General features: G+C 62.5%; 26 protein-coding genes. 20 read left to right on the forward strand and 6 right to left on the reverse strand.

What is annotated here, in order from left to right; genetic code table 11:
• Positions 1 to 28: 28 nt before the first annotated feature.
• From LH19_RS20385 to LH19_RS20405, 5 genes are read right to left on the reverse strand one after another with little or no spacing between them, the layout of a single operon-like run.
• On the reverse strand, positions 29 to 724 hold the full coding sequence (locus LH19_RS20385) for a hypothetical protein (RefSeq protein WP_054729124.1): 696 nt from the start codon (positions 722 to 724) through the stop codon (positions 29 to 31).
• The gene (locus LH19_RS20390; protein WP_054729127.1) at positions 721 to 1,980 is read right to left on the reverse strand and encodes an ATP-binding protein; all 1,260 of its coding nucleotides are present in this window, start codon (positions 1,978 to 1,980) and stop codon (positions 721 to 723) included. The genes LH19_RS20385 and LH19_RS20390 overlap by 4 nt, the downstream gene beginning before the upstream one ends.
• Complete coding sequence (locus LH19_RS20395; protein ID WP_054729130.1) at positions 1,977 to 3,107, reverse strand: DUF6551 family protein; 1,131 nt, start codon at positions 3,105 to 3,107, stop codon at positions 1,977 to 1,979. Before LH19_RS20395 ends, LH19_RS20390 begins: the two co-directional genes overlap by 4 nt.
• The gene (locus LH19_RS28810) at positions 3,104 to 3,625 is read right to left on the reverse strand and encodes a hypothetical protein (protein WP_145923538.1); all 522 of its coding nucleotides are present in this window, start codon (positions 3,623 to 3,625) and stop codon (positions 3,104 to 3,106) included. Before LH19_RS28810 ends, LH19_RS20395 begins: the two co-directional genes overlap by 4 nt.
• Positions 3,626 to 3,666: 41 nt before the next feature.
• Positions 3,667 to 4,308: an XRE family transcriptional regulator gene (locus tag LH19_RS20405; protein WP_054731608.1), complete on the reverse strand. Its 642-nt coding sequence runs from the start codon at positions 4,306 to 4,308 to the stop codon at positions 3,667 to 3,669.
• Between the two features lie 84 nt (positions 4,309 to 4,392).
• On the opposite strand from LH19_RS20405, the gene LH19_RS20410 reads away from it, so the two are divergent.
• The 3 genes from LH19_RS20410 to LH19_RS20420 are packed head-to-tail and all read left to right on the forward strand — an operon-like array spanning position 4,393 to position 6,975.
• Entirely contained in the window at positions 4,393 to 4,674 is a 282-nt protein-coding gene (locus LH19_RS20410; RefSeq protein ID WP_054731609.1) for a hypothetical protein, read from the forward strand.
• A gap of 52 nt (positions 4,675 to 4,726) precedes the next feature.
• Complete coding sequence (locus tag LH19_RS20415; protein WP_054731610.1) at positions 4,727 to 6,160, forward strand: DnaB-like helicase C-terminal domain-containing protein; 1,434 nt, start codon at positions 4,727 to 4,729, stop codon at positions 6,158 to 6,160.
• Complete coding sequence (locus tag LH19_RS20420) at positions 6,157 to 6,975, forward strand: DUF1376 domain-containing protein (protein WP_054731611.1); 819 nt, start codon at positions 6,157 to 6,159, stop codon at positions 6,973 to 6,975. The genes LH19_RS20415 and LH19_RS20420 overlap by 4 nt, the downstream gene beginning before the upstream one ends.
• Positions 6,976 to 7,009: 34 nt before the next feature.
• Here the strand turns inward: LH19_RS20420 and LH19_RS28815 are convergent, their stop codons facing one another.
• Positions 7,010 to 7,513, reverse strand: coding sequence for a hypothetical protein (locus LH19_RS28815; RefSeq protein WP_145923539.1), 504 nt, complete (start codon positions 7,511 to 7,513; stop codon positions 7,010 to 7,012).
• Positions 7,514 to 7,561: 48 nt separating this feature from the next.
• Between LH19_RS28815 and LH19_RS20430 the strand changes: the two genes are divergently transcribed.
• The 17 genes from LH19_RS20430 to LH19_RS20505 all read left to right on the forward strand — a co-directional run bounded on the left by LH19_RS20430 (position 7,562) and on the right by LH19_RS20505 (position 20,412).
• Positions 7,562 to 8,038: a hypothetical protein gene (locus LH19_RS20430; protein ID WP_054731613.1), complete on the forward strand. Its 477-nt coding sequence runs from the start codon at positions 7,562 to 7,564 to the stop codon at positions 8,036 to 8,038.
• Positions 8,022 to 8,579: a terminase small subunit-like protein gene (locus tag LH19_RS20435; RefSeq protein WP_062913001.1), complete on the forward strand. Its 558-nt coding sequence runs from the start codon at positions 8,022 to 8,024 to the stop codon at positions 8,577 to 8,579. Before LH19_RS20430 ends, LH19_RS20435 begins: the two co-directional genes overlap by 17 nt.
• Positions 8,554 to 10,188 carry a terminase gene (locus tag LH19_RS20440; RefSeq protein WP_201258386.1) on the forward strand — a complete coding sequence of 545 codons (1,635 nt, stop codon included), beginning with the start codon at positions 8,554 to 8,556 and terminating at the stop codon, positions 10,186 to 10,188. The genes LH19_RS20435 and LH19_RS20440 overlap by 26 nt, the downstream gene beginning before the upstream one ends.
• A 169-nt stretch (positions 10,189 to 10,357) precedes the next feature.
• Positions 10,358 to 10,633 (forward strand): hypothetical protein, encoded by a 276-nt coding sequence (locus LH19_RS20445; RefSeq protein ID WP_054731615.1) that lies wholly within the window; start codon positions 10,358 to 10,360, stop codon positions 10,631 to 10,633.
• A 103-nt stretch (positions 10,634 to 10,736) separates the two neighbouring features.
• On the forward strand, positions 10,737 to 10,868 hold the full coding sequence (locus tag LH19_RS29680) for a hypothetical protein (protein ID WP_257720440.1): 132 nt from the start codon (positions 10,737 to 10,739) through the stop codon (positions 10,866 to 10,868).
• Positions 10,869 to 10,993: 125 nt separating this feature from the next.
• Complete coding sequence (locus tag LH19_RS20450; protein ID WP_054731616.1) at positions 10,994 to 12,682, forward strand: portal protein; 1,689 nt, start codon at positions 10,994 to 10,996, stop codon at positions 12,680 to 12,682.
• Positions 12,682 to 12,969, forward strand: coding sequence for a hypothetical protein (locus LH19_RS20455; protein ID WP_054731617.1), 288 nt, complete (start codon positions 12,682 to 12,684; stop codon positions 12,967 to 12,969). The genes LH19_RS20450 and LH19_RS20455 overlap by 1 nt, the downstream gene beginning before the upstream one ends.
• A complete protein-coding gene (locus tag LH19_RS20460) occupies positions 12,944 to 13,744 on the forward strand; it encodes a hypothetical protein (protein ID WP_145923540.1) in 801 nt (266 codons plus the stop codon). The genes LH19_RS20455 and LH19_RS20460 overlap by 26 nt, the downstream gene beginning before the upstream one ends.
• 19 nt (positions 13,745 to 13,763) lie before the next feature.
• Positions 13,764 to 14,786: a major capsid protein gene (locus tag LH19_RS20465; protein WP_054731619.1), complete on the forward strand. Its 1,023-nt coding sequence runs from the start codon at positions 13,764 to 13,766 to the stop codon at positions 14,784 to 14,786.
• Positions 14,787 to 14,806: 20 nt separating this feature from the next.
• Positions 14,807 to 15,235, forward strand: a complete 429-nt coding sequence (locus LH19_RS20470; protein WP_145923541.1) for a Bbp16 family capsid cement protein — start codon at positions 14,807 to 14,809, stop codon at positions 15,233 to 15,235.
• A gap of 13 nt (positions 15,236 to 15,248) precedes the next feature.
• Positions 15,249 to 15,701, forward strand: coding sequence for a hypothetical protein (locus tag LH19_RS20475; protein WP_054731621.1), 453 nt, complete (start codon positions 15,249 to 15,251; stop codon positions 15,699 to 15,701).
• Positions 15,702 to 15,847: 146 nt separating this feature from the next.
• On the forward strand, positions 15,848 to 16,354 hold the full coding sequence (locus tag LH19_RS20480) for a hypothetical protein (RefSeq protein ID WP_145923542.1): 507 nt from the start codon (positions 15,848 to 15,850) through the stop codon (positions 16,352 to 16,354).
• Entirely contained in the window at positions 16,354 to 17,031 is a 678-nt protein-coding gene (locus tag LH19_RS20485; RefSeq protein ID WP_054731623.1) for a hypothetical protein, read from the forward strand. Before LH19_RS20480 ends, LH19_RS20485 begins: the two co-directional genes overlap by 1 nt.
• Positions 17,022 to 17,672: a ubiquitin-activating E1 FCCH domain-containing protein gene (locus LH19_RS20490; protein ID WP_054731624.1), complete on the forward strand. Its 651-nt coding sequence runs from the start codon at positions 17,022 to 17,024 to the stop codon at positions 17,670 to 17,672. Before LH19_RS20485 ends, LH19_RS20490 begins: the two co-directional genes overlap by 10 nt.
• 15 nt (positions 17,673 to 17,687) lie before the next feature.
• Positions 17,688 to 19,454 carry a hypothetical protein gene (locus LH19_RS20495; RefSeq protein ID WP_054731625.1) on the forward strand — a complete coding sequence of 589 codons (1,767 nt, stop codon included), beginning with the start codon at positions 17,688 to 17,690 and terminating at the stop codon, positions 19,452 to 19,454.
• A gap of 3 nt (positions 19,455 to 19,457) precedes the next feature.
• A complete protein-coding gene (locus tag LH19_RS20500) occupies positions 19,458 to 19,916 on the forward strand; it encodes a hypothetical protein (protein ID WP_054731626.1) in 459 nt (152 codons plus the stop codon).
• The gene (locus LH19_RS20505; protein WP_145923543.1) at positions 19,837 to 20,412 is read left to right on the forward strand and encodes a hypothetical protein; all 576 of its coding nucleotides are present in this window, start codon (positions 19,837 to 19,839) and stop codon (positions 20,410 to 20,412) included. The genes LH19_RS20500 and LH19_RS20505 overlap by 80 nt, the downstream gene beginning before the upstream one ends.
• Positions 20,413 to 20,414 lie beyond the last annotated feature (2 nt).

Consider the following 20,414-nt stretch of genomic DNA (forward strand, 5'->3'; position numbering starts at 1 on the left):
AGACGGCCGGACGGGTTGCGGGGCGCGCTCATGCGGCAAGGAGCCATGCAGGCTCGCCTTCTTCGGATTGCCCGGGGTCAGTGCACCGGCCGGACGCAATGGCGTCGTCCCGCTTGGCCCTTTGCTCGGGGGATAGCCATGTCATGTGGCGATAGACGGCCGTTTTCGACATGCCGGTCTTGGCGCAGATGCTCGCCACCTTCTCGCCAGCAACGAGCATCGCCGGAACTTCCCGATCGCGATTATTCGATTGGAGCCTGTGAAGCTTGCTGAGGTGCCGCGCCCGCTTCGGCGAGATGCGCTCCATCTCCATCGCCTTGCGCTGTTCGCGCTGCTCGGGCGTCAGGTAGCCTAGATATTTGCGGGCGGTCTTCGGCGCCATGCCGAACATCTTTTCAATTTCGGAGTACGCCAAGCCCGTCATGATCGCTTCGACCATGACCCGACGCTTCTCGATCTCTTCGGGCGAGGCCGTGCGAGTATCGGCGCGAGCCTGCAACGCCTTGGTCCGGGTGCGAACGCAGCCCCACTTATGAAAGCGCTCCTTGCCGCAGACGCAGGGCGGCAACGTGCCTTGCAGCTTCATGATCGCCACGAAGGGCGCCATGGCTGAGCGCGTCTGTTGGTGGCCGACACCTGTCATCGCGGACAGGTCGCGGTAGCTGTCGACGGTCGGCAGCAGCTCGACCATCATCGCCAGAAGCTCCGGGGCAACCTCGGTCATTTCGCCCTCCCGTGAAGCGGAACGACGTTGTCGTCTTCGTCCTCGGCATCGTCGGCGAGCAGGAGGGCTTGCATGTCCTCGGGGCGCATCGCCGGGAGCGGTGTGATGCCCTTCTCCGCCCCGGCCTTGCCCTGCGTCATGCAGGGGCCGACGGTGACCATCATCGGCCGGCGGGAGATCGCGGGACCGAGGGCGAGGAAGTGGCCCCGGACGAGATTGCGGACGCGCTCGCCGTCCTGCCGGGCGAGCCCGAGCAGATCGACGGCACGGTTGATGTCGATGTCGAGGAAGGTCCGGCCAAGCAGGAAATTGCTCGCCTCGGCGGCGACATTCTTGTGAAGCTTCGACAGGCGCTGCGTTGCGATGATGCCCGCGAGGCCGCGCTTGCGGCCCCGGCACATAAGGTTTTGCATCGCCTGCAGGCTGGCCTTGCGGGTGTCGCGATCTTCGCCATTGTCGCCGGTCGGCGCGAACAGGTGAGCCTCGTCGACCGCAACGATTGCCGGGTGCCAGTCTTCGGCCGGGGCGTCGAACAAGCCGCCGAGGAACGCGGCCACGGCATCCATCTGCCCGTCGATATCGAGCCCGTCGAGGTTGAGCACGACGGACCCCCGCGCGCGGCGGGTCCTGCCCGCGATCGACGCGAGGCGCCCGGTGTTGAAGTCGGCCGCATTGATGACCGTATGGCCGAACGCCTCACCGAAGCTGATGAAATCGCCTTCGGGGTCAATGATGACCTGCTGAACGATGCCCGCGCATTCTTCGAGCAGGCGGCGCAACAGGTGCGTCTTGCCGCTGCCGCTGTTGCCCTGAATGAGCAGGCGCGTCGTCAGCAATTCCTCAAGGTCGACGAAAGCCTTGCCGTCGATGCGGTCGCCGATCTCAAGGGCATTCTCGCCGGCCGGTTGAACCGGCGCGGCAAACGCCTCCTGAGCTTGTGCGGGAGTGATCAGCCGCGGCTCCGTCACCGAGGGGGATGAGGAAGGCGGCGAGAGCCGCGGCTGATCCGGCGCGGGGGCGTTGCGCCGTGGGGGTTCGATATAGCGCGCCTCGGCAATCCGCTCGGCGGCGCGCGCGGCGGCGGCGGCCGGGACGTGCTCGCCCAGCCCCTCCTCCTTGCGCCACCAAGCGATATTGTTGACGGAGGTCGAGCAGGCGTCCGCAATCTCGCGGTCGGTCTGCCCGGCCTCGTACAGGGCGCGCGCCAGCGACTTTTGAACTTCGCCGAAGTGGGAGCCGGTGCGGTGGAACATCATTCCGACTCCGCCTCGGCATAGGCTTCTTCCATCGCCTTGAGCATGGAGTCGATGCGGTCCTGACCGCTGTCGACGCCTTCGGTCGCCTCCTTCCAGCCGGGAATGCCGACTTCGGAGAGAACGCTGACCATCAGGTCGGCGTCGATCGGCCGGCCGTCCTTCTCCCTGCTCTGAATGAAGATGCAGAGCCCGGTGAAAATTGCGCCGCCGCCGGTCAGCACCAGCCCGTCAAAGGCTTGCGCGATCATGGTCAGGGCGCGCGTCGAGATTTCCCGGCCCTGCGAAATGAGCGCCTTCTTGATGGCCGCGACGAAAATCACCTCGCCCGGTTGCCAATACTGCCACGCCTGATTGCGGCCGACGATCAGGCCCGCGTCGGTGACGACATTGTGGATCTCGACCGCCTTGGCGTCGCCAGCGACGACAGCGGCGTGGAAGTCGTCGAGCGTGGACATCGCGCGGCGGCTGCGGTTGGCCTGAACGAACAGTTCGGCCTCTTGCTTCGGGTCGTCGAAATCGAACACCACGACGGGCAGATCGCGAATGTCGCCGCGCAGCTTGGCGCCTTCAAGGCGGTGCTGGCCGTCGATGACATAGAGCGAGCCTTCACGGCGCGAGACGATCAGGGGAAGGCACAGACGCCAGTCCCAATTCTCGGCGATCTTGATGATCAGCTTCTTCGACGCCCCGCCCTCGATCGAGCGCTGATAGGTGTCGTCCACGTTCAACTGGTCGAGCTGAGCGAATTGCGGCGCGGGCGGCGAGCCGATCATCGGCTTGAGCCGAAGCTGCTTATCACCGGCCCGGCGAGCCTCGCGGCTCTGGCGCTGGATGGCCGGGACCGGCGCGCGGGCCGCCTCGGTCTTCTGCGCCAGTTCGGCGACCGCCTCGTTGTCGGCGCCGACAGTCGCGGCGAGCTTCGCCTGAACCTCTTTCGGCAGGCAGGCATAGACCTGCCCGTCATAATCGAAGACAGCGAAACCACGTTCGACCCGCGTTTCGCCATCGCCGCCCGCGATGATGAAGCTACCGTTATCGGCGATTTCGGGCGATGCCATGGCCGCGACAACCCACTCGGGAAGTTCCTTGCCGACGGCATTGATCCAGATGCGCGAGGGGGCGGTCACGGCTGGCCCCCGTTCTGTTCACGGAGCGCAAAAAGGGCGGTGCGAAGCTGGCCGCTTGCGCCTTCCAGTCGATCCTCTACGAGCCCGGCGAAGACAGTAGCCTTCTCGATCAGATCGCAAAGATAGACCGAGGCATTACCGCCGGCCGGACGAACTTCACGGAGCGCGTCGTGCGTAAATCGGGCGATGGCATCCAGCAGCGCCTCGACAACCTGAAGATCGCCCAGCGAATTATCGATGAGGTTGGAAATTTGGACCTCTGCGGCCCGCGCGCGCGCCGCTTCTGCGGCGTCTTCCATGTTGGTAGTGCTGCGGACAATCCGCGGCGGACTTACATCGGCGGCCATGAGCCAACCTCCTGCTAGTGTGGAGCAGGTGGGATCGGCGGAGGCTGGCCCCGTCTGGTGGCCGAGCGCGTCTTTCCGTGCCTGCATCACCGTCTTCGGCCCGGAGGCGATCAGGTGATGCGGCTTTTTTACCGTGGTTAATTTGACGCGGTCAAACTCTTTTTGCGTCAAATTTGCCAAAGTTAGGCTAAGATGTTGGAATAGTTAACAACTTACATTTTTCGGACTATCGCAACAACGCGGCCGACCACGAATAGCTCGCCGTCATAGGCGGTGTCCGGCGGCACGGCCTGATTGTCCGAAAGTATTTTGACGCTGCCGTCAGGGGAAGGCCGAAGCCGCTTGATGATGCCGACCTGCCCGAACGCCGCCGCCCAGATGCGATCGGCCATGCGAACCTCGCGCTGCGTCGTGTCGATCATCACCATGTCGGCATTGAGGATCGTCGGAAACATTGAATCGCCCGTTGAATCGGCGAGGAAAACCTTCTCCGGCGGGGCCGAGGTGAATTGCCGCAACCACGAGCGCGAGAACTTGTGTGTCTCTCCGGTCGTGGGAAGATCGAGGAAGCCGCCGCCGCCCATGCCGTAAGAGACATCCCATTGCTGAATTTCGACGTCATCGTCATTGTCGGCGGGCGCCTGGCTTACCTCGCCAAGCAGCCAGCCCACCGTTGTCTCAAGGACTTGCGCGAGCTTTAGCAATCGGAAAGCCGAAGGGATCGAACCCTTTTCGGAGATATTCCTTATGACATCGGGTTGGTCGCACGCGCGCATGGACGCATCGCGGGGGGACATGCCGAGTAGCGTCAGGCGCTCGGCAATGCGGTTCGCAAGATCAGTGGTTTCGCTCATGCGTCATCTATGCCGCACATTCGTGAATAAATCATGCGTCAATTATGCCTTCCAAGTGCGGTTAAAATGCCGTATCGGGACAGAATGACGAACCTCAGAAACGCCCTCCTATCGGTGGCCGACGCCTATACCGACGAGATCAACATGCACGGCGGCAAGTCCCTCGCCCGGGTTTCGACCATCGTCCTGAACCAAGGTCGCTTCTTCCAGCGACTGCGCGACGGCAAAACCTGCACGCTCGACAGCTTCGAGGCGGTGCTGGAATGGTTTTCTTCGCCCGCCAACTGGCCGGGGGGCACCATCCCCCCTGCGGCGGCTGACATGCTGGCGCACTTCGCTACCCCCGTCCCTGCCGCTGCGGAGTGACCGCCATGCGGGGGAGGCGCCGACGCACCGGTAGTGGCGGGGTGCGCGCGTCGTGAACGAAATCAAGCTGCCCTATAATATCGAGGCCGAGGCGGCATTCCTCGGCGCGCTGCTGATCGACAATCGGCTTGCCGATGAAATCCCGGTGCCGTTGGGCGCCGACCATTTCTATGAACCGCTGCATGGTCGCATCTTCACCCAGACGGTGAATGACATCGCGGCCGGGAAGACGGTGACTGGCGTCACGCTCAAGCCCTATTTCGAAGCCGACGAGGCGATGAAGGCGGTGGGCGGCGTCGGCTATCTCGCGCAACTGACCGGCAGCGGCGCCGGAATCATCGGCTTCCGATCCTTCGCGCAACAGATATTCGATCTCGCGGTCATGCGCGAACTGGTCGCCGTCGGCCGGGAAATCGTAGATCGCGCGCTGGACACGAGCGAGAGTATCGATCCGCGCGCTCTGGTCGACGACGCCGAACAAAGGCTCGGCTCGATCACCGGCGCCGATCATGGAGACAAGCAGGCCTATAGTGCCGCCGAATGCGTCGACGAGGTTATGGCGGAATGGGATCGCCCCGCGGCCGGTGTTCGCTGCGGTTGCATCCCGGAACTGGACGAGGCAATCGGCAAGATCAAGCCGACCGAGTTCATTCTCGGTGCCGGACGGCCGGGATCAGGAAAGACCGCGCTCGCCATTTCATATGGCAACGGCGTCGCGCGCAAGGCGCTCGATCCCAACGATTCAGACGGCGGCGGCGTGCTGTTTTTCAGCCATGAGATGTCTGCGCTGCAAGTCGGCGGGCGCCTTATCACCGATACCGCCGCATATTCGTACCCGTTGCTCTATCAGCGTGTCGAGAGCGGCGAGCTTGACGAGGACGAGCGGAAGCGGGTTCGTGCGATCCGCGATGAATTGCGCAAGGTCCCGTTCCAGATTGTCCCGATCGGCACATTGACGGTCGTCGAGATGCGCCGGCGTGTGCGCCGTTGGAAGCGCATATTCGAAAAGCGCGGCGTGCCGCTGCGCTTGGTGATCGTGGACTATCTTCAGCTCATGTCGGGTAGCAAGAAGTCGCGGGACGAAAACCGGCAGGCAGAAATCAGCGAGATCAGCCGCGGCCTCAAGCAGTTGGCGATGTCCGAAGATGTCGGCGTCTTTGCATTGTCGCAGCTCAGCCGCGCGGTGGAGAACCGCGACCCGCCGAAGCCGCAACCGAAAGACCTGCGGGAGTCCGGCTCCCTTGAACAGGACGCCGACAAGATCATCCTGCTGTACTCGGAATATACCTACCATCTTCAAAAGCAGCCGCAGCGAGGGTCGAAGGATTTCCTAAACGCCATCATCGACTGGCAAGCCGACTGCGACGCCCTCAAGGACAAGATTGAGTTCATCATCGGGAAGCGGCGTAACGGCGCCTATGGGATGAGCATCACAGCGCGCTTCCTACGCGAGTACCAGGCCATGCGCGGGGCGCCACGCGGATGAGCGTCCGGCCGTGGCATAAGCGCTACCATAGCGATGCCTTGACGGGTTTCCGGCCGCTCTCGCTCGAGGAACGCGGCGCATACCAGACGCTGCTCGACATGATCTACGATACCGGCGGCTCGATCCCCGACAATGAACGCTACCTCGCTGGGGCGATGAACTGCACGATGGGCAAGTGGCGGAAGCTGCGCCAGTCGCTCATCGATCAGGAGAAAATCGCGCTCGACGACGACGGCCGGATCATGAATTTTCGGGCGCTCGACGAGTTGGAAAAGTCCGAAAAACAGTCAGAAACCTTATCAAAATCCGGAAAGAAGGGCGCAAAAAAGAAGAAAGAATTGGCGAAAAAAACTAATGAAAACAGTGGAAGCGAGGAGACAGGGCTTAAGGGTGGCTCAAGCCATATCAGAGGCCAGAAGCCAGATATGGATGAATTAAAAATTCATCCTCAGGGGGATGGCCTATTTGCAGATGGTCAGGCCGAGCTCGATCAGCCCGATTCCCGGTACGCCTTCGAGGGCGAGGTTATCCGTCTCAACAAGCGCGATTTCGACAAGTGGCAGCAGCGCTACCACGCGATACTCGATTTGAACGCCTATCTTGGCACGCTGGACGACTGGATCGCAGACAAGCCCGAAAAGCATTCCGGCTGGTTCCATGTGATTGGGGGCGCCCTCAACAAAAAGCATCTCGCCATGCTCGCCGAACGGCAGGCCGCCGAAGCCGCGCCTTCGTACCAATCGCAGCGAGATATCCCCGAGGCAGAGCGCGAGGCGATCCGCCTGCGCCTCATCGAAACCGGAGTGTTGGACTAATGAGCGCGCCGTCGCCTTTGCGCGCGCATCGCGCCTATCGCTGGCGCCGGTCGGCGCGCGCCACGTTCCTGTTCACGCTGATCTGCGTCTGCGCGGGTTCGGTGTTGGTCGCGCGCTGCGTCGGGCCGCAGCCGGCGTTCGTTCGGAGTGCGGGCCAATGAGACACGAGCAACACCTGCTGAGCGAGGCCGAGAGCCGACAGGTGATCGATGATGTCGACGCTTGGCTGCGGCGGACGGGGACGAATTATAATCGGTTGATCACCGCGGCGCGCGTCAATGCATCGACACGGCATTGCGTCCGCATCAAACATCGCCGCCTGACGATCGACACGGCCCACCGGCTGCGGGACGCGATGCAGGCGCATCCGCGCGGCATCGGGAAGGGCGAGCACAAGGCGCGCGTGCGCGCCGCTGCCGCCGAGCAGCTCGAAAGGCAGAGGGCGAAGCGCCGCCGGGATTTTCCTGCGTTGCCGATCACCGTTGACCGCTCGCCCTGCCCCCGCTGCGGCGTCCGTCGCGATCTGGGGTGCGATCACTACCCGCGATTTTGAGTGCGGCGTTGCTGCGTGTGAAAGGATTGAAATATGAGCGAGATGAACATTGCCGAGATGATGCGCCGCGAGGCTCACGACGTTCTTGTTGCGCAGGGCTGGGAATATATCCCGGCCGTCTATCGCAAGACGGGGTTGGCTTTTGCGCCGCTGAAAGGCCCGGTCCCCGTCGTCGTCGACGTCGATCCCGACATGCTCGCGCGCGTGCCGCATGCGCCCGCCTATGCCGAGGGCGAGTTCGCGGCGGCTGTGGCTGTAATTGAAGGCGGCGATTCGATCTTCGAAGATTATGCAGGCCGGGTGAATGCGTCGAAGTTCGGCGAAGTCCCCGATGAGAAGCGGCCCGCGGCCGAATTTTCCGTCCCCGCTCCCAGCCCGGGCGAATTGTATGAGGATTGGCTAAGGCGGCTCGCCGCTGAGTTCCAGACATGGAGCAATCGCAAATTCGCCGATATTGGGGAGAAAGTGCAGTCTGCGCTTGCGAAGGTGGGCGATGGCAAGCCCTCCTAAACCGAAGAAGGCTGCGCCGCGGGCCAAGCGCGCGACAAAGGCACTGGACCGCGAAAAGGCGATCCCGGTTATTCTCGCCGGGGTCGCTGCGGGCAAAGCTCTTGATGTCGTCCTGAAAGAGGATCCGACACTCCCGTCACCGTCGACCTTCTGGCGATGGCACATGGACGATGTGAAGTTGCGGGATAATCTCGCGCGCGCCCGAGAAATGGGCGTCGAGGTCCATATGGATGAAGCGCTGTCGATCGCTGATACGCCGATGCAGGGCCAGATCGTCACCCGCAAACTCGACAAGGATGGCAACGAGTATGACGAGGTGCGGACCGAGGACATGCTCGGCCACCGCAAACTGATGATCGAAACCCGCATCAAGCGGGCGCAGATGATCGCGCCGCGCAAGTACGGGCCGAAACTGGACGTGACCAGTGACGGCGAAAGGATCGAGATGGAAAGCACGGATGTCGCCGTGCGGCTCGCGTCGATCTTCGCTGGCATTGAAAAGCGGAGGGCCGGCGATGGCGACGATGACGCCGCAGGCTGATCCAGCATATCTCGAAGCGCTGTGGGAAGCTGCGACGCCGGAAGAGCGCGAAGAGATTCGGCGTCTGCTCGATCACGATCTGTCGCACCACATCTGGCGCGCGCAGCTCGGCCGCCAATCAGAGGCGGCCGACAGCCTCGCATTCATCACCGGGTATGGCGGTGCGGCGGGCGGCGGCAAGACGGACCTGATCGCCGGTCTCTCGCTCACCGAGCATCAACGCTCCGCGATCTTCCGACACGAGAAATCGCAGACCGAGGGCATCATCCAACGCCTGAACGAAATCCTTGGCGGCAATACGGGGTACAATTCGCAGAAATCCGTCTGGAAAACGACGGTCGCCAATATCCCCCGATTGATCGAGTTTTACGGCCTCGCCGATGCCAGCGATCACCAGAAGGCGCAGGGCCGCGCCCACGACGGAAAATTCTATGACGAGGTGACGGAGCAGCGCGAATCGCAGGTCCGCTTCACGATGGGCTGGACGCGTTCCAAGGCGCCCGCCCAACGCTGTCGCGTCCTGATGACTATGAACCCGCCGACCACGACGGCGGGGCGCTGGGTGATCAAGTTCTTCGGACCGTGGCTCAATGACCAGCACCCGAACCCCGCCGCGCCTGGCGAACTGCGCTGGTTCACGACGGTCAATGGCAACGAGGATTATGAATGTCCCGACGGCCGGCCGTTCGTCCTGTTCCGCGGCGAACCGCTCTATGATTACGATCCGCGCGAGTTCCCCATCGAAAAGATCATCACGCCCATATCGCGCACATTCATCCCCTCGCGGACCAAGGACAATTATTTCTACGTCCGCTCGGGCTATATCCAAACCCTGCAGATGCTGCCCGAGCCGCTCCGCTCGCAGATGCTCGACGGGAACTTCTCGGCCGGCGTCGAGGATGATGAGTGGCAGGTCATCCCGACTGATTGGGTGCAGGCTGCGATGGATCGCTGGGAGCCCCGCCCGAACGGCAAAGGCGAAATGGACAGTATGGGCGTCGACCCCGCGTGGGGTGGCCGCGATAATTTCGTCATCTCGCCCCGCTACGGTGCATGGTTCGACGATCTGGTCATTATTCCCGGCCATGAGATACCGAAAGAGACGGCCGGCCGCGTCGGCGCCGCGAAGGTCATCCAGCATCGCCGCGACCGCGCCCCGGTGCATGTGGACCTGCTCGGCGGGGGCCTCGCGACCTACAATGCGCTGCACGAGGATCAAATTCAGGTTGTCGGCGTCGACTGGTCGCGCGGCTCGAGCGAGCGATCGGCTGACGGCCAATTCGAGTTCTTCAATCTCCGATCCGAGCAGGTGTGGCGCATGCGCGAGGCGCTTGACCCGGCCAGTCCTGTCCCTATCGCTCTGCCGCCCCGACCAACGCTCAAGGCCGATCTCTGCGCCTACCGCTGGACCCCGATCAAGGGTGAGAAGCGAACCAAGGTTAAGGTGCGTTCCAAGGATGAGATGAAGTCCGAACTCGGCCGATCGCCTGATGAAGGCGATGCGGTGGTGATGGCGAATATCGACACGATCAAAACCGAGGTCGTGAAGGCCTTGACCAAGGCGCTGAGCCGGACGCGACACGACCCCTATGCGGATCTTCACCGATGAACGAGCATTGTCAGATAGGCCTCCATTCCTTCGGCGACTGGCGGGACAAGGATAAGGCGGGAGTGGAGCAGATTCGGCTCTGTCGCAAATGTCCGGCCGTGGAGCAGCGCGAATATCGGCCGGAGAGCCATGCTCGACGATCATATGATCCCTATAAGGATCTCGCCTGATGTGCGGCGCGACCCCATATGTTCGACCGATCGCCGCGGAGACGAAACGGTCCGCGATGATCGACGGCCACGACGGCGTGGCGGTAACGGGCCGGGCAGATGCCTATGCGACCGCGCTCTGGCTCGAAGGTCCGTCTGCGTTCTGGCTGCACCCCGAGGGGCCGCTGTCCGATACCACCCCTGACGAATGGCGCGAGAAGCAGTCTCGTGCCGTCGGAGTGCGCATCGAGAACTGCTTCATCGAGAACAGCGGCGAGCGTGTCGTCCGATTTTGAGTGCCGATATCGGCTGAAATAGCGTCGCCTGCGAAAGGTGACCGCTCGCATGTGCATGCCGAAAGCTCCCAAGGTTCCGCCGCCACCGGCCCAGCGCCAGGCGATGAAAGAGCCCGAGTACAAATCCGCAGCGATCGACGATCCGATGCGTCGCCGTCGGGGTTACGCGGCGCTGATGACGCGTGCCGCTCCGTCGCTCAACGCACCGATGACGACCTCGACCCTCGGTGGCTGACCGTATCGACATCCGCGGCAAGCCCTATCTTCGCTTCGATTGCGAGTGTGGCCAGCGCCAGCAAACTCCCGAACCGCAGGAGGGCAAGGTGAAGTGCGCTCGTTGCGGGAAAGAGCATGCCCCCGATGCGTGAAACGCTGAGCCTCAAATCCAAGCCGAAGAATGCTCCCGCAGGCGAAAAATCGCGCCGCGAGCACGCTGAGAAGGTCTCCAAGGATCTCAAGGCAGCTCGCCGTGACGCCGAAAGCGACTGGTACAGCATCGCCGATTATTCCGGCTACGGATCGGTGCCCGGGCTTATGACGGATGCTCAGGGAAAAGAGCGGCCAAAGCTTCGGCATCTTCTCGACAGCCACCCCATCCTTGCCTTCCGCACCGTACGAAATGGCATGTACTCTGGCCTTTCGTCGCCGAACCGGCCGTGGATCGAGTTCAAGTTCGTCGATACCGAACTGAACGAATATCAGGTCGCACGCGAATGGCTCGATGAGTTTCAGTCGGTCATCTACGCGCTCTTCGACGCCTCGAATTTCTACTATGTCGCGCGCCAGAATTATGGGTCGATGGCACGCTTCGGCCCGGCGGCCGGGATCATGACCGAGCACCCGATCGAGGTAGCGCCCTGCCTCAGTCTCGGGATCGGCAGCTACTGGCTCGGCCTCAACGATGCGTTCAACGTCGACACGCTGGTGCGCAATTGCCCGATGACCGTAAGTCAGGTGGTACAGCGCTTCGTCGGGCGGCCGGGCGGGACATATGACTGGTCCACCGTCTCCGACACGGTGAAACGGAAGTGGGACAACTCCGACTATTCCGCCATCGTCCAGTGCAAACAATTGATTGAGCCCGGCGCGAACGATGCGTGGGACTCGGTCATCTGGGATCACAACGATCAGCGCCAGACCGCGATGCTGGAAGCGAAGCGCTATAGCGAGCAGCCGTTCTGGGCGCCGCGATGGGATGCGGGCGACAGCAGTCCCACGCACTATGGCCGCGGTCTGGGGCACGATTGCCTCGCGGACATGCGCGAGCTGGCCCTGATCAACCTGCGCGAGCAGAATATGTTCGATCTTCTGGCCAAGCCTCCGACAGTCGGCGGCGCGCACAATCTCGATATGCGACCCGGCGCCCACACGCATGTCGCGGACATGAGCGATGTTCAGGCAGCGAAGCCGATATACGAAGTCAATCCGATGGCGCTGCAATGGGCCGAGAAAAAGATCCTCCGGCTCCACGACACTATCGACCGCCTCGCCTTAGCGGACCTTTTCTTCGCCATCACGAACATGCCAGGCGTGCAGCCCCGCAACGTGGAGGAACTGTTCCGTCGCGACGAAGAGCGGCTGACCCAGATCGGTCCCGCCGTCGAAACTGTGAACGATGACATGTTGCCGATCGCCGTCGCTCGCATGATCGGCATCGCCCGCCGCGGCGACCTGATACCGCCCGCGCCGGAAGAGTTGCAGGGCCGCGAGCTTAAGGTCGAGTTCGTTTCGGTCCTTGCGATGGCGCAGAAGATGCAGGGCTTGCAGATTACCGAGCGTGTCGTCGGTTTCGTCGGTTCTCTCGGCTCAATCTTTGGTCCGCAGGTGCTCGACAAGATCAACCCGGATGCGATCGTCGATGACTATGCCGAGCGCGCGAACATGCCGGCGAAGGCAATCCGCGACGATGCATCGGTTGAGCAGATTCGCGCTCAGCGCGCGCAGGAACAGCAAATGGCGCAGATGGCTCAGATGGCCCAGCCCGCCAAGGATGCCACGGCCGCCGCGCTCAATATCGCTGAGATGTCCAACGCTTCGGAGAGCTTCTGATGAGTAACGCTCAATGGCGCGCCGACTGCGAATGGCTCCTCAAGCAAGACGCGTTCCGGCGCTTCATTTTTGAGTTTTATAGGGCGAGCGGTATCACCCGTTTCACTCGCGAAGAGCAACAGCGCCTTTTCCACGAAGGCAAGCGCTCCTTGGGGTTGGAAGTTCTCGGTTGGTTTTCCGCAACGCCTGCGGAGCCTCACGACGTCATCGCATTGGCGATCGAGGCCGGGAAGCAACTCACACCCCCGAAAGGAGCAAGACATGACGATCAAGAACATCCTGAATAACCACCGATCCACCCGCATCCGTTTGCTGTCGGGCTCGCGGCTGTCGCCGATCGAGCGCCAGATGGGCCGCCTGATGCGCTCTCCGGACGAGCACACCGATGATACGACCGCCCCTGCCGCTGATCCTCCGGCGACTACGGCGCTTGGCGACGCCGCGGCGGCCGAAGATACCGCCGCCGAAGACACGGCGGACAAGACGGACGTAACCGACGGCGACAAGGGTGATGCCGACAAGGCGAACGGCGACGACAAATCCGGTGATGAGGCTGCGGATTCGATCATCGGCGCGCCCGAGGCTTATGACGTCGCGGCCTTCACGATGCCCGAAGGCGTCGAGTTCGACGCCGAAATGTTCGAACTCGTGCAGGATGATCTCAAGACCCTCAATCTGAGCCAGAAGGGCGCCGAAAGCATCGTCGGCCTGTTCGCCAGCAAGATCGCACCGAAAATCGAAGAGCGCGCTGCCAAGGCGATGGACACTGCTGCGGCCACCCTCAGCGCCGACCTCGCGCGCGACTTGCAGGCCGATCCGGAAGTCGGCGGAGCCAAGCTCAGAGAGAGCCAGGCGTATGCCGCAAAGGCCATCGCCCGGTTCATCCCGGATGCTGCGGCTCGCTCCGAGTTCTCCACATTCCTCAACGAAAGCGGTCTCGGGAATCACCCGCTGCTGACCCGCGTCATCGCCGGCGCCGGGCGCGCGCTTTCGGAGGCCAGTACTCCCGCTGCCGAGGCCGAAAAGGCCGAACGCTCGGAAGCCCAGAAATTTTACGGTTAGAAGAAAGGGGTAATAGAAAATGGCTGTTCTCGGTCAAAAACTGCACACCATCGCCGACCTGACGGCGCGTATCGATCCTGACGGCAAGATCGCGTCCATCGGCGAATGGCTCGCACAAACCAACGAGGTCTTTGCATGGCTGCGCTGGAAGGAAGGCAACCTGCCGACCGGCGAGCGCACGACTGTCCGCACCGGCCTGCCGACGGTCACCTACCGCGGCTACAATCAGGGCACGGATGCGTCGAAGAGCCGCGTCGCTCAGATCGACGAAGGCGCCGCGCTGCTGGAAGGCAAGTCGGCTGTCGATCGCGAACTGGCGAAGGCTCACGGCGATGTCGGCGAATATCGCCTGACCGAAGCGTCGGCATTCTTCGAAGCGCTGACGCAGGCATTCTGCACGACGATGTTTTTCGGCAACGCCGCAGCATCGCCGCAGGAGTTCACTGGCCTCTCTCCGCGCTTCAATGATGTTAACAGCTCTGTGGGCGATCAGCTCATCGATGCTGGCGGCTCGGGCACGGACAACGGTTCGATCTGGCTGGTCGTCACTGGCCCGCAGGGCGTGATGGGCATCTATCCCAAGGGCACGAAGGCGGGCATCAGCCATCTCGACGTGACCAAGGGCACGGAGAAGCAGGACGATGGCGTCGACACCGGCGTCTATTGGGACGATGCCGACGGCAAGCAGTTCCTTGCCCTCGTCGACCAGTTCAACCTCCACTGCGGCCTGTCGGTCAAGGATCCCCGCAAGGTGGTCCGCATTGGCTCGATCGACCGTTCGGAGCTGGCGGTCAGCGGCGGCAAGCGTCTGCAAATGCTGATGGCGGATGCGGTCGAGCGTGTCGACGGCCTGAGCGCCGAAGGCCATCAGGCGGCTTTCATCATGGATCGCCAGATGCGCTCGATGCTGCGCCAGCAGCTTCTCAACGACAAGAATCCGTACCTCTCATGGGATGAAAGTGCCGGCAAGAAGATGCTGCACTTCGGCGAGGTTCCGATTCTCCGCACCGACGCGCTGTCGGTCGACGAAGCCGCCATCTGATCCGGAAAGGGGATATCGAAATGGCCATGTACGATCGCGAACTGATTTTCTCGAAGAACCAAGCGGTTACGACGGGAACGCAGTATTCCACCGACAAATACGACGCGGGCTCCGCGCCGTTCAACATCAACACCAACCGGGAATTGCAGGTGGCGTGCCAGGTCACGACGGACTTCGCGGATGGCACAAGCCTCAACGTGAATTTCGTCGAGAGCGACAATGCCGACCTGTCGAGCCCGACAGTGCTGGCGTCGTCCGGCGTGATCGCGGAAGCGAACCTGAAGAAGGGCAAGACATTGCTCCGTACGGCGGTCCCCCGCACGACGAAGCGTTATCTCGGCTTCCAGTTCGTCACCGTCGGCACGCACACTGCCGGCACCGTTTTTGGCGGCATTCTGCGCGACACGGACGATACCGTGTTCCCGGCGCAGGAAACCGGCTACGTTTGATAGGAGCTGAACGATGACGAAGGTAAAAACTGTCGATGCGATTGTCCGAGGCCCCCGCCCCGTCTTTCGCGATAGCGTCCTCTACGCGCCGGGCCAGATCGTGCAGGATGTTCCCGAGGACGAGGTGAGCGACGAGAAGTCGCGCATCGTCGAAGTCGAGGTGGAGAACGGCGATGGCGAACTGATCAAGCGTCGTATCGAGCGGCGCTATCTGTTCCGCCCAATCGGCGGCGCTACTGTCAACGAAGCCGTGACGACCGCCGACATTGCGACCGGCGATCCGGCTCGACTGAATGTGACGGACTTCCTCAAGCAGGGCACTGACGAAATCGTCGCGGCCATCGTGTCTGGCTCGGTCGATGCTCACATTGGCGCCATCGAGCAAGCTGAAATTGCCCGGCGCGGCCCCGCACGCGTCGCGGTGAAGGAAGCCATCGCGGCTCGCCTGGCTGCGATCCGCGGCTGATCAAACTCTCTGGGGCGGGAAGGGGCTGGGAGCAATCCCGGCCCCTTCTTTTTGAGTGCCGATGCCGCGCGGCGTAATTCAGCGCAATGGCCCGGTCGGCGAACCATCCTCGCGGCTCCAACCGCTCCCAGAAGCGCGTGACTGTCATGGTCAACAGCGGCTCGATCCCGATGACGGAGAAGGGGGCGGCGCGCGGGGTAGCGACGCTCGATAATTCCGGCAAAGTACCGTCGTCGCAGATGGGCATGCCCAGCGCGGTGGAGCAAGCGCTGGCCGCGGTGAACGGTCGAATTGATACGATCCAGCTTACGCCCGGGCCTCGCGGCGATTCCGGCCAGAAGGGCGACAAGGGCGACGCAGGCATCCTCGGTGCGACTGGCCCGGCCGCCGCAACGTTCATCGGCAATGTCACGATCACCGAAACCCTGCTGGTTTCGCTTTCCCTCGGCATGAAGCGCGTCACAAAGGCGCTCGCCGGTGTTGCCTTGTCCGACAAGCTCATCGCAGTGCCCAATGGTGCACCGAGCGCCGGCTGCGAAGTGATCAACGCATACCCTTCGTCGGCTGGCAATGTGAGCATTGGCTATTTCGTCCCGGCTCTCGGCATCGGAGCGACATATTCGATCCCCGTCTCAATCTACCGGATGAACTGATGGCCCGAAACATCGTCCAGATTTGCAACGAGGCAATTTCCGACCTTCCTGCTCACCCGATCGTTGGCATCGATGACAGCGCAGCCGAGGCTCGCGAGTGCAATCGTCATCTCAACGGCGTGGTCGCGGATCTGATCGGGATGCATGACTGGTCGTTCTGCAAGCGCCGCTCGCCGCTCGCCGTCGTACCGAATGATCGCTCTGGCGAGTGGGGCTATGCATATTCGCTGCCCGACGAGATCGTCTCACCGATCGTGCTCGTTCGCGATGCGAACGCGTCCTCGGTCCCCGGAATCGTCGTCACGCCGATGCTATATTGGCCAGGCCCTGCCGCTGGGTATGAGCAGATCGATTACGCGCTGGCCGACAACAAGCTCTATACCAACCTCGAGGCCGCAATCCTTGAATATTCGCTCGATGCGGTCGAGCCGAACAAGTGGCATCCGCTGTTCGCGCAGGCTGTGATCCGCACCCTCGCGGCCCGCATCTACCGCCCGATCCTTGGCGAAAAGGCCGACACACAAGAGTGGCTGGTCAAGCAACAGACGGCCCGCGCCGCCTTGAACCAAGCCATCGCGGACGACCTCAACCGCTTTCCGCGCCGCCGTAAGGAATTTGTGCCCGAGGCGGTCATTGCCCGCGGCGCCTATGGATATGGGAGTGTCGTGTGGCCATAGTCAGCAAGCGCAATTTCACGCGCGGTATCTTCTCGCCCGTCGTCCAGTCGCGCCGCGATGTGGAAGCGTGGTCGGCCGGCGCCCGGCGCCTGAAGAACGTCACGCTCCTCAAATATGGCGGCGTGCGCAAGCGGCCGGGAACGCGTTTCGTCTATAAGCTCCCGGCTGATGATGACGAAACCCGCCTTTTGCCGTTCACCTATTCGCCGGGGCAAAGCTACGCGCTGCTTATGGGGCAGGCCACGATGCGCCCTCTCGCGCTGGGGGGCGCCGTCCTGTCGGAAGGCTTTGGCATTACGGCGATCACCAATGCCAATCCCGGCGTTGTCACCGCACCATTCCACGGCCTGACGACCGGGCAAGAGGTCTTCATATCGGGAATCGAGGGCATGCCGGAGCTGGACGGACGTGTGGTCACGGCGACCGTCATCAACGACGACAATTTCAGCATCGGCATCAACACGACTGGCTTCGGCGCCTTCGTGTCCGATGACGGCGATGTGCGTGTTGCGCCGCCCGCGCCTCCCCCGCCCGCGCCACCGGTACCGGCCCCGACCCCGGCGCCCACGCCCGCTCCCACCGTCCCGCCGGGCGGTGGCGGAGGTGGCGGCGGCTGGCGCTGGCAGAATAACCTCCAATAGGATCGAGTTTCGGCAATGGCGGTTTATCCCCTCTACAAGATGTCGACGCCCTACAACGGCGCCGAACTCGTCGACCTTGATTTCGCTCAGTCGTTCGACACCATCTATCTGGCTCACGAATATTATCCGGTCTCGAAGCTGGTCCGAGCTGATCATGCCGACTGGTCCTATAGCGAGGTGAGCTTCTCGCCTGGCATCGCGCCGCCGACGGCGGTCTCGGCGGTCGCGACGGTGGCGAACACCGACTCCGCAAACTCGGGCGATTCCTACTTCCCGCAGAGCTATTCCTATATCGTGTCGGCTGTAAATTCGGACGGGCAGGAAAGCCGCGGCTCGACGCCGGACGCAGCGACCAACGACACTGAGCTGCCCCGGAATTACACTACCATCTCGTGGGTCGCCCCGGCCGGGACCGCGGATTACTATCGCGTCTACAAGGCGCACGAAAGCGGCAGCTACGGCTTCATTGGGGAGACAGAGGGCCTGTCATTCACTGATGATGGCTTTCAGCCCGACTATGCGGACGCTCCGATCGAGGCCTATTCTCCCTTCAACGGGACAGGGAAATACCCGGCCCGGCTCGGCTTTTGGGAGCAGCGGTTGTGGTTTGGCCGCACGACGTCGAACCCGAATGCTGTCTTCGCCTCGCGCACGGCCGACTTCGAGAACATGGACTTCGCTCGGCCCCAGCGGGAAAACGACAGCATCTCCATGTCCATCTCGACCGGCGAAAGCAACGTCATAGAGGCCTTCATCCCCATGGACCGGCTGATGGTCGGCACGAGCGATAACATCTTCTCGCTCGTCGGCCCGAATGACGATGTGCTGGTACCAACGCCGTCGCCCGGGGCGAAGCGCCACGTCGGACGGGGGATCGCGCGGCCGAAACCGCTTATGGTCGGGGAAGTCGCCTTCTACCAGCCCCGCGTCGAAACCGGCCTCCGCACCATCGGCTATTCCTTCGAGATCGACGGATATCGTTCGAGCGATGTTTCGATCTTCGCGCCCCACCTCTTCGAAAATTACCGCATCGTCCGCATGGCGTATCAGGCCGAGCCCGCCTCGATCATCTGGTGCGTGCGCAATGACGGGGTGCTTCTCGCTTTCACATGGGAAGCGGAGCAGCAGGTCTGGGGCTGGACCGAGATGGATGTCGGCGGGAAGGTGCTCGACATTTGCTGTGTTCCCGAAGGGGAAGAGAGCCGGGTCTACCTGACGGTGGAGCGCGAAATTAACGGCGAGACGGTTCGCTATGTCGAGTATCTCGATCGCCTCAAATGGACCGACTATCGGACAGCTTCGTTTCTGGACTGCTCCCGCATCTACGTGTTCGACGAACCGCAGACCCGGATTTTCGGCCTCGCTCATCTCGAAGGCGAGACCGTCATGGTGCTGGCCGATGGCTACAGCCTGACCACCGTTGTCGCCGGCGGCGAGATCCATCTGGAAGACGCGGCGACCTATGTCATCGTCGGGCTCGCCTATGATGCGATCATCGAAACGCTGCCGATCCCGCCGGAGCCGAGGAAGAAGATTACCGGCGAAATCTATGTCGAACTGGTCGAGAGTTTCGATGTGAAGGCCGGAAGACGGGAAACCGAACTGGAACTGGTCAGGACGCGGCAGGAGGGTGAAATCGGCGCACCTGTCATGTTCACAGGCTATCCCGAGCCCGCACGTCCGACGCAGGTCGTCGACCGGGAATCGACGATTATCGTCAAGCAGACCTCGCCCTACCCGATGACGGTCACTGGCCTATATTATGGCGTCGAAGCCAAATAGCTGATGAGGCTCGTACCGTCCGATCGCAGCCATATCCCGTTCCTTGCTCAGAATATGCGCGCCGCCGACGTTGTGGAAAGTGCTGCAGACGGCTGGCTCCCTGCCGAAGCGCTCGGCCGCGCCCTCAACTCTTCGTTGTGGGCCCTGACCGCGATGGTCGATGACGAGCCTCACGCGATGCTCGGCGTGGCGTCGATCAACATGCTCGCTGGCAAGGGCTCCCCATGGATGCTCGGGACCGAGCGGATATACGATCACGCCCGCATAATGCTCCGAAAGGCGCCTGCGATCCTTGGGGAGATGCATCGCACCTTCCCGGTTCTGGAAAACCGCGTGTCTGTCGACAACGCCCGCGCCCGCCGCTTCCTCCGCCGCATCGGTTTTGAGTTTCACGGCGAGCCAATCATGGTCGGCGGCATCGCCTTCGTTCATTTCCGAAAGGGAGCCTCTGACAGTGTGTAATCCGGCTCTTCTCGCTGCTGGCGCCGCAGCCGTTTCCGCCGCCGGGCAAATTCAGGCCGGCATCTACCAGAGCCGCATGTCGCGATATCAGGCGCAGGTTGCCGAGCAGAACAAGGTGCTGGTGCGCGAAAATGCCGCTGACGCGATCGTGCAGGGTCAGGAGCAGCAGCGGCAGCTCGGCCGCGAGGTTGCGGCGCGCGTAGGGTCGCAAGAGGCGCGCATGGCAGCAAACAACGTCGACATCACCACCGGCAGCGCAGCGCGGGTGATCGCAGACACACGAATGGTCGGCGCCGAAGACTCGGCCGCGATCAGCGAGAACGTGCGGCGTCGCATCAAAGGCCTTCAGGTCGACGCATGGAACATCGAATCGGAGAAGCGGGCGGCGAAAGCTGAAGGCAAGCAGGCGCTCGTTGCCGCAGGGTTCGGGGCGGCCACGACCCTACTCGGCGGTGCGCAGCAATATTCCAAGTTCCGATCGGGGGCAAAGGGATAACC

The sequence above is a fragment of the Sphingopyxis macrogoltabida genome (genome assembly GCF_001314325.1).
In the GTDB taxonomy this organism is placed as follows: domain Bacteria; phylum Pseudomonadota; class Alphaproteobacteria; order Sphingomonadales; family Sphingomonadaceae; genus Sphingopyxis; species Sphingopyxis macrogoltabida.

What these genes read in the sequence shown, in the direction of transcription:
- LH19_RS20440 (WP_201258386.1), top strand. Translation starts at nt 8,554, where the DNA reads ATGGCGACGATGACGCCGCAGGCTGATCCAGCATATCTCGAAGCGCTG.
- LH19_RS20480 (WP_145923542.1), top strand. Translation starts at nt 15,848, where the DNA reads ATGGTCAACAGCGGCTCGATCCCGATGACGGAGAAGGGGGCGGCGCGC.
- LH19_RS20450 (WP_054731616.1), top strand. Translation starts at nt 10,994, where the DNA reads ATGCGTGAAACGCTGAGCCTCAAATCCAAGCCGAAGAATGCTCCCGCA.
- LH19_RS20405 (WP_054731608.1), bottom strand. Translation starts at nt 4,308, where the DNA reads ATGAGCGAAACCACTGATCTTGCGAACCGCATTGCCGAGCGCCTGACG.
- LH19_RS20455 (WP_054731617.1), top strand. Translation starts at nt 12,682, where the DNA reads ATGAGTAACGCTCAATGGCGCGCCGACTGCGAATGGCTCCTCAAGCAA.
- LH19_RS20475 (WP_054731621.1), top strand. Translation starts at nt 15,249, where the DNA reads ATGACGAAGGTAAAAACTGTCGATGCGATTGTCCGAGGCCCCCGCCCC.
- LH19_RS20470 (WP_145923541.1), top strand. Translation starts at nt 14,807, where the DNA reads ATGGCCATGTACGATCGCGAACTGATTTTCTCGAAGAACCAAGCGGTT.
- LH19_RS20485 (WP_054731623.1), top strand. Translation starts at nt 16,354, where the DNA reads ATGGCCCGAAACATCGTCCAGATTTGCAACGAGGCAATTTCCGACCTT.
- LH19_RS20445 (WP_054731615.1), top strand. Translation starts at nt 10,358, where the DNA reads ATGTGCGGCGCGACCCCATATGTTCGACCGATCGCCGCGGAGACGAAA.
- LH19_RS20410 (WP_054731609.1), top strand. Translation starts at nt 4,393, where the DNA reads ATGACGAACCTCAGAAACGCCCTCCTATCGGTGGCCGACGCCTATACC.
- LH19_RS20460 (WP_145923540.1), top strand. Translation starts at nt 12,944, where the DNA reads ATGACGATCAAGAACATCCTGAATAACCACCGATCCACCCGCATCCGT.
- LH19_RS20385 (WP_054729124.1), bottom strand. Translation starts at nt 724, where the DNA reads ATGACCGAGGTTGCCCCGGAGCTTCTGGCGATGATGGTCGAGCTGCTG.
- LH19_RS20465 (WP_054731619.1), top strand. Translation starts at nt 13,764, where the DNA reads ATGGCTGTTCTCGGTCAAAAACTGCACACCATCGCCGACCTGACGGCG.
- LH19_RS20420 (WP_054731611.1), top strand. Translation starts at nt 6,157, where the DNA reads ATGAGCGTCCGGCCGTGGCATAAGCGCTACCATAGCGATGCCTTGACG.
- LH19_RS20435 (WP_062913001.1), top strand. Translation starts at nt 8,022, where the DNA reads ATGGCAAGCCCTCCTAAACCGAAGAAGGCTGCGCCGCGGGCCAAGCGC.
- LH19_RS20495 (WP_054731625.1), top strand. Translation starts at nt 17,688, where the DNA reads ATGGCGGTTTATCCCCTCTACAAGATGTCGACGCCCTACAACGGCGCC.
- LH19_RS20500 (WP_054731626.1), top strand. Translation starts at nt 19,458, where the DNA reads ATGAGGCTCGTACCGTCCGATCGCAGCCATATCCCGTTCCTTGCTCAG.
- LH19_RS20430 (WP_054731613.1), top strand. Translation starts at nt 7,562, where the DNA reads ATGAGCGAGATGAACATTGCCGAGATGATGCGCCGCGAGGCTCACGAC.
- LH19_RS20390 (WP_054729127.1), bottom strand. Translation starts at nt 1,980, where the DNA reads ATGATGTTCCACCGCACCGGCTCCCACTTCGGCGAAGTTCAAAAGTCG.
- LH19_RS29680 (WP_257720440.1), top strand. Translation starts at nt 10,737, where the DNA reads ATGAAAGAGCCCGAGTACAAATCCGCAGCGATCGACGATCCGATGCGT.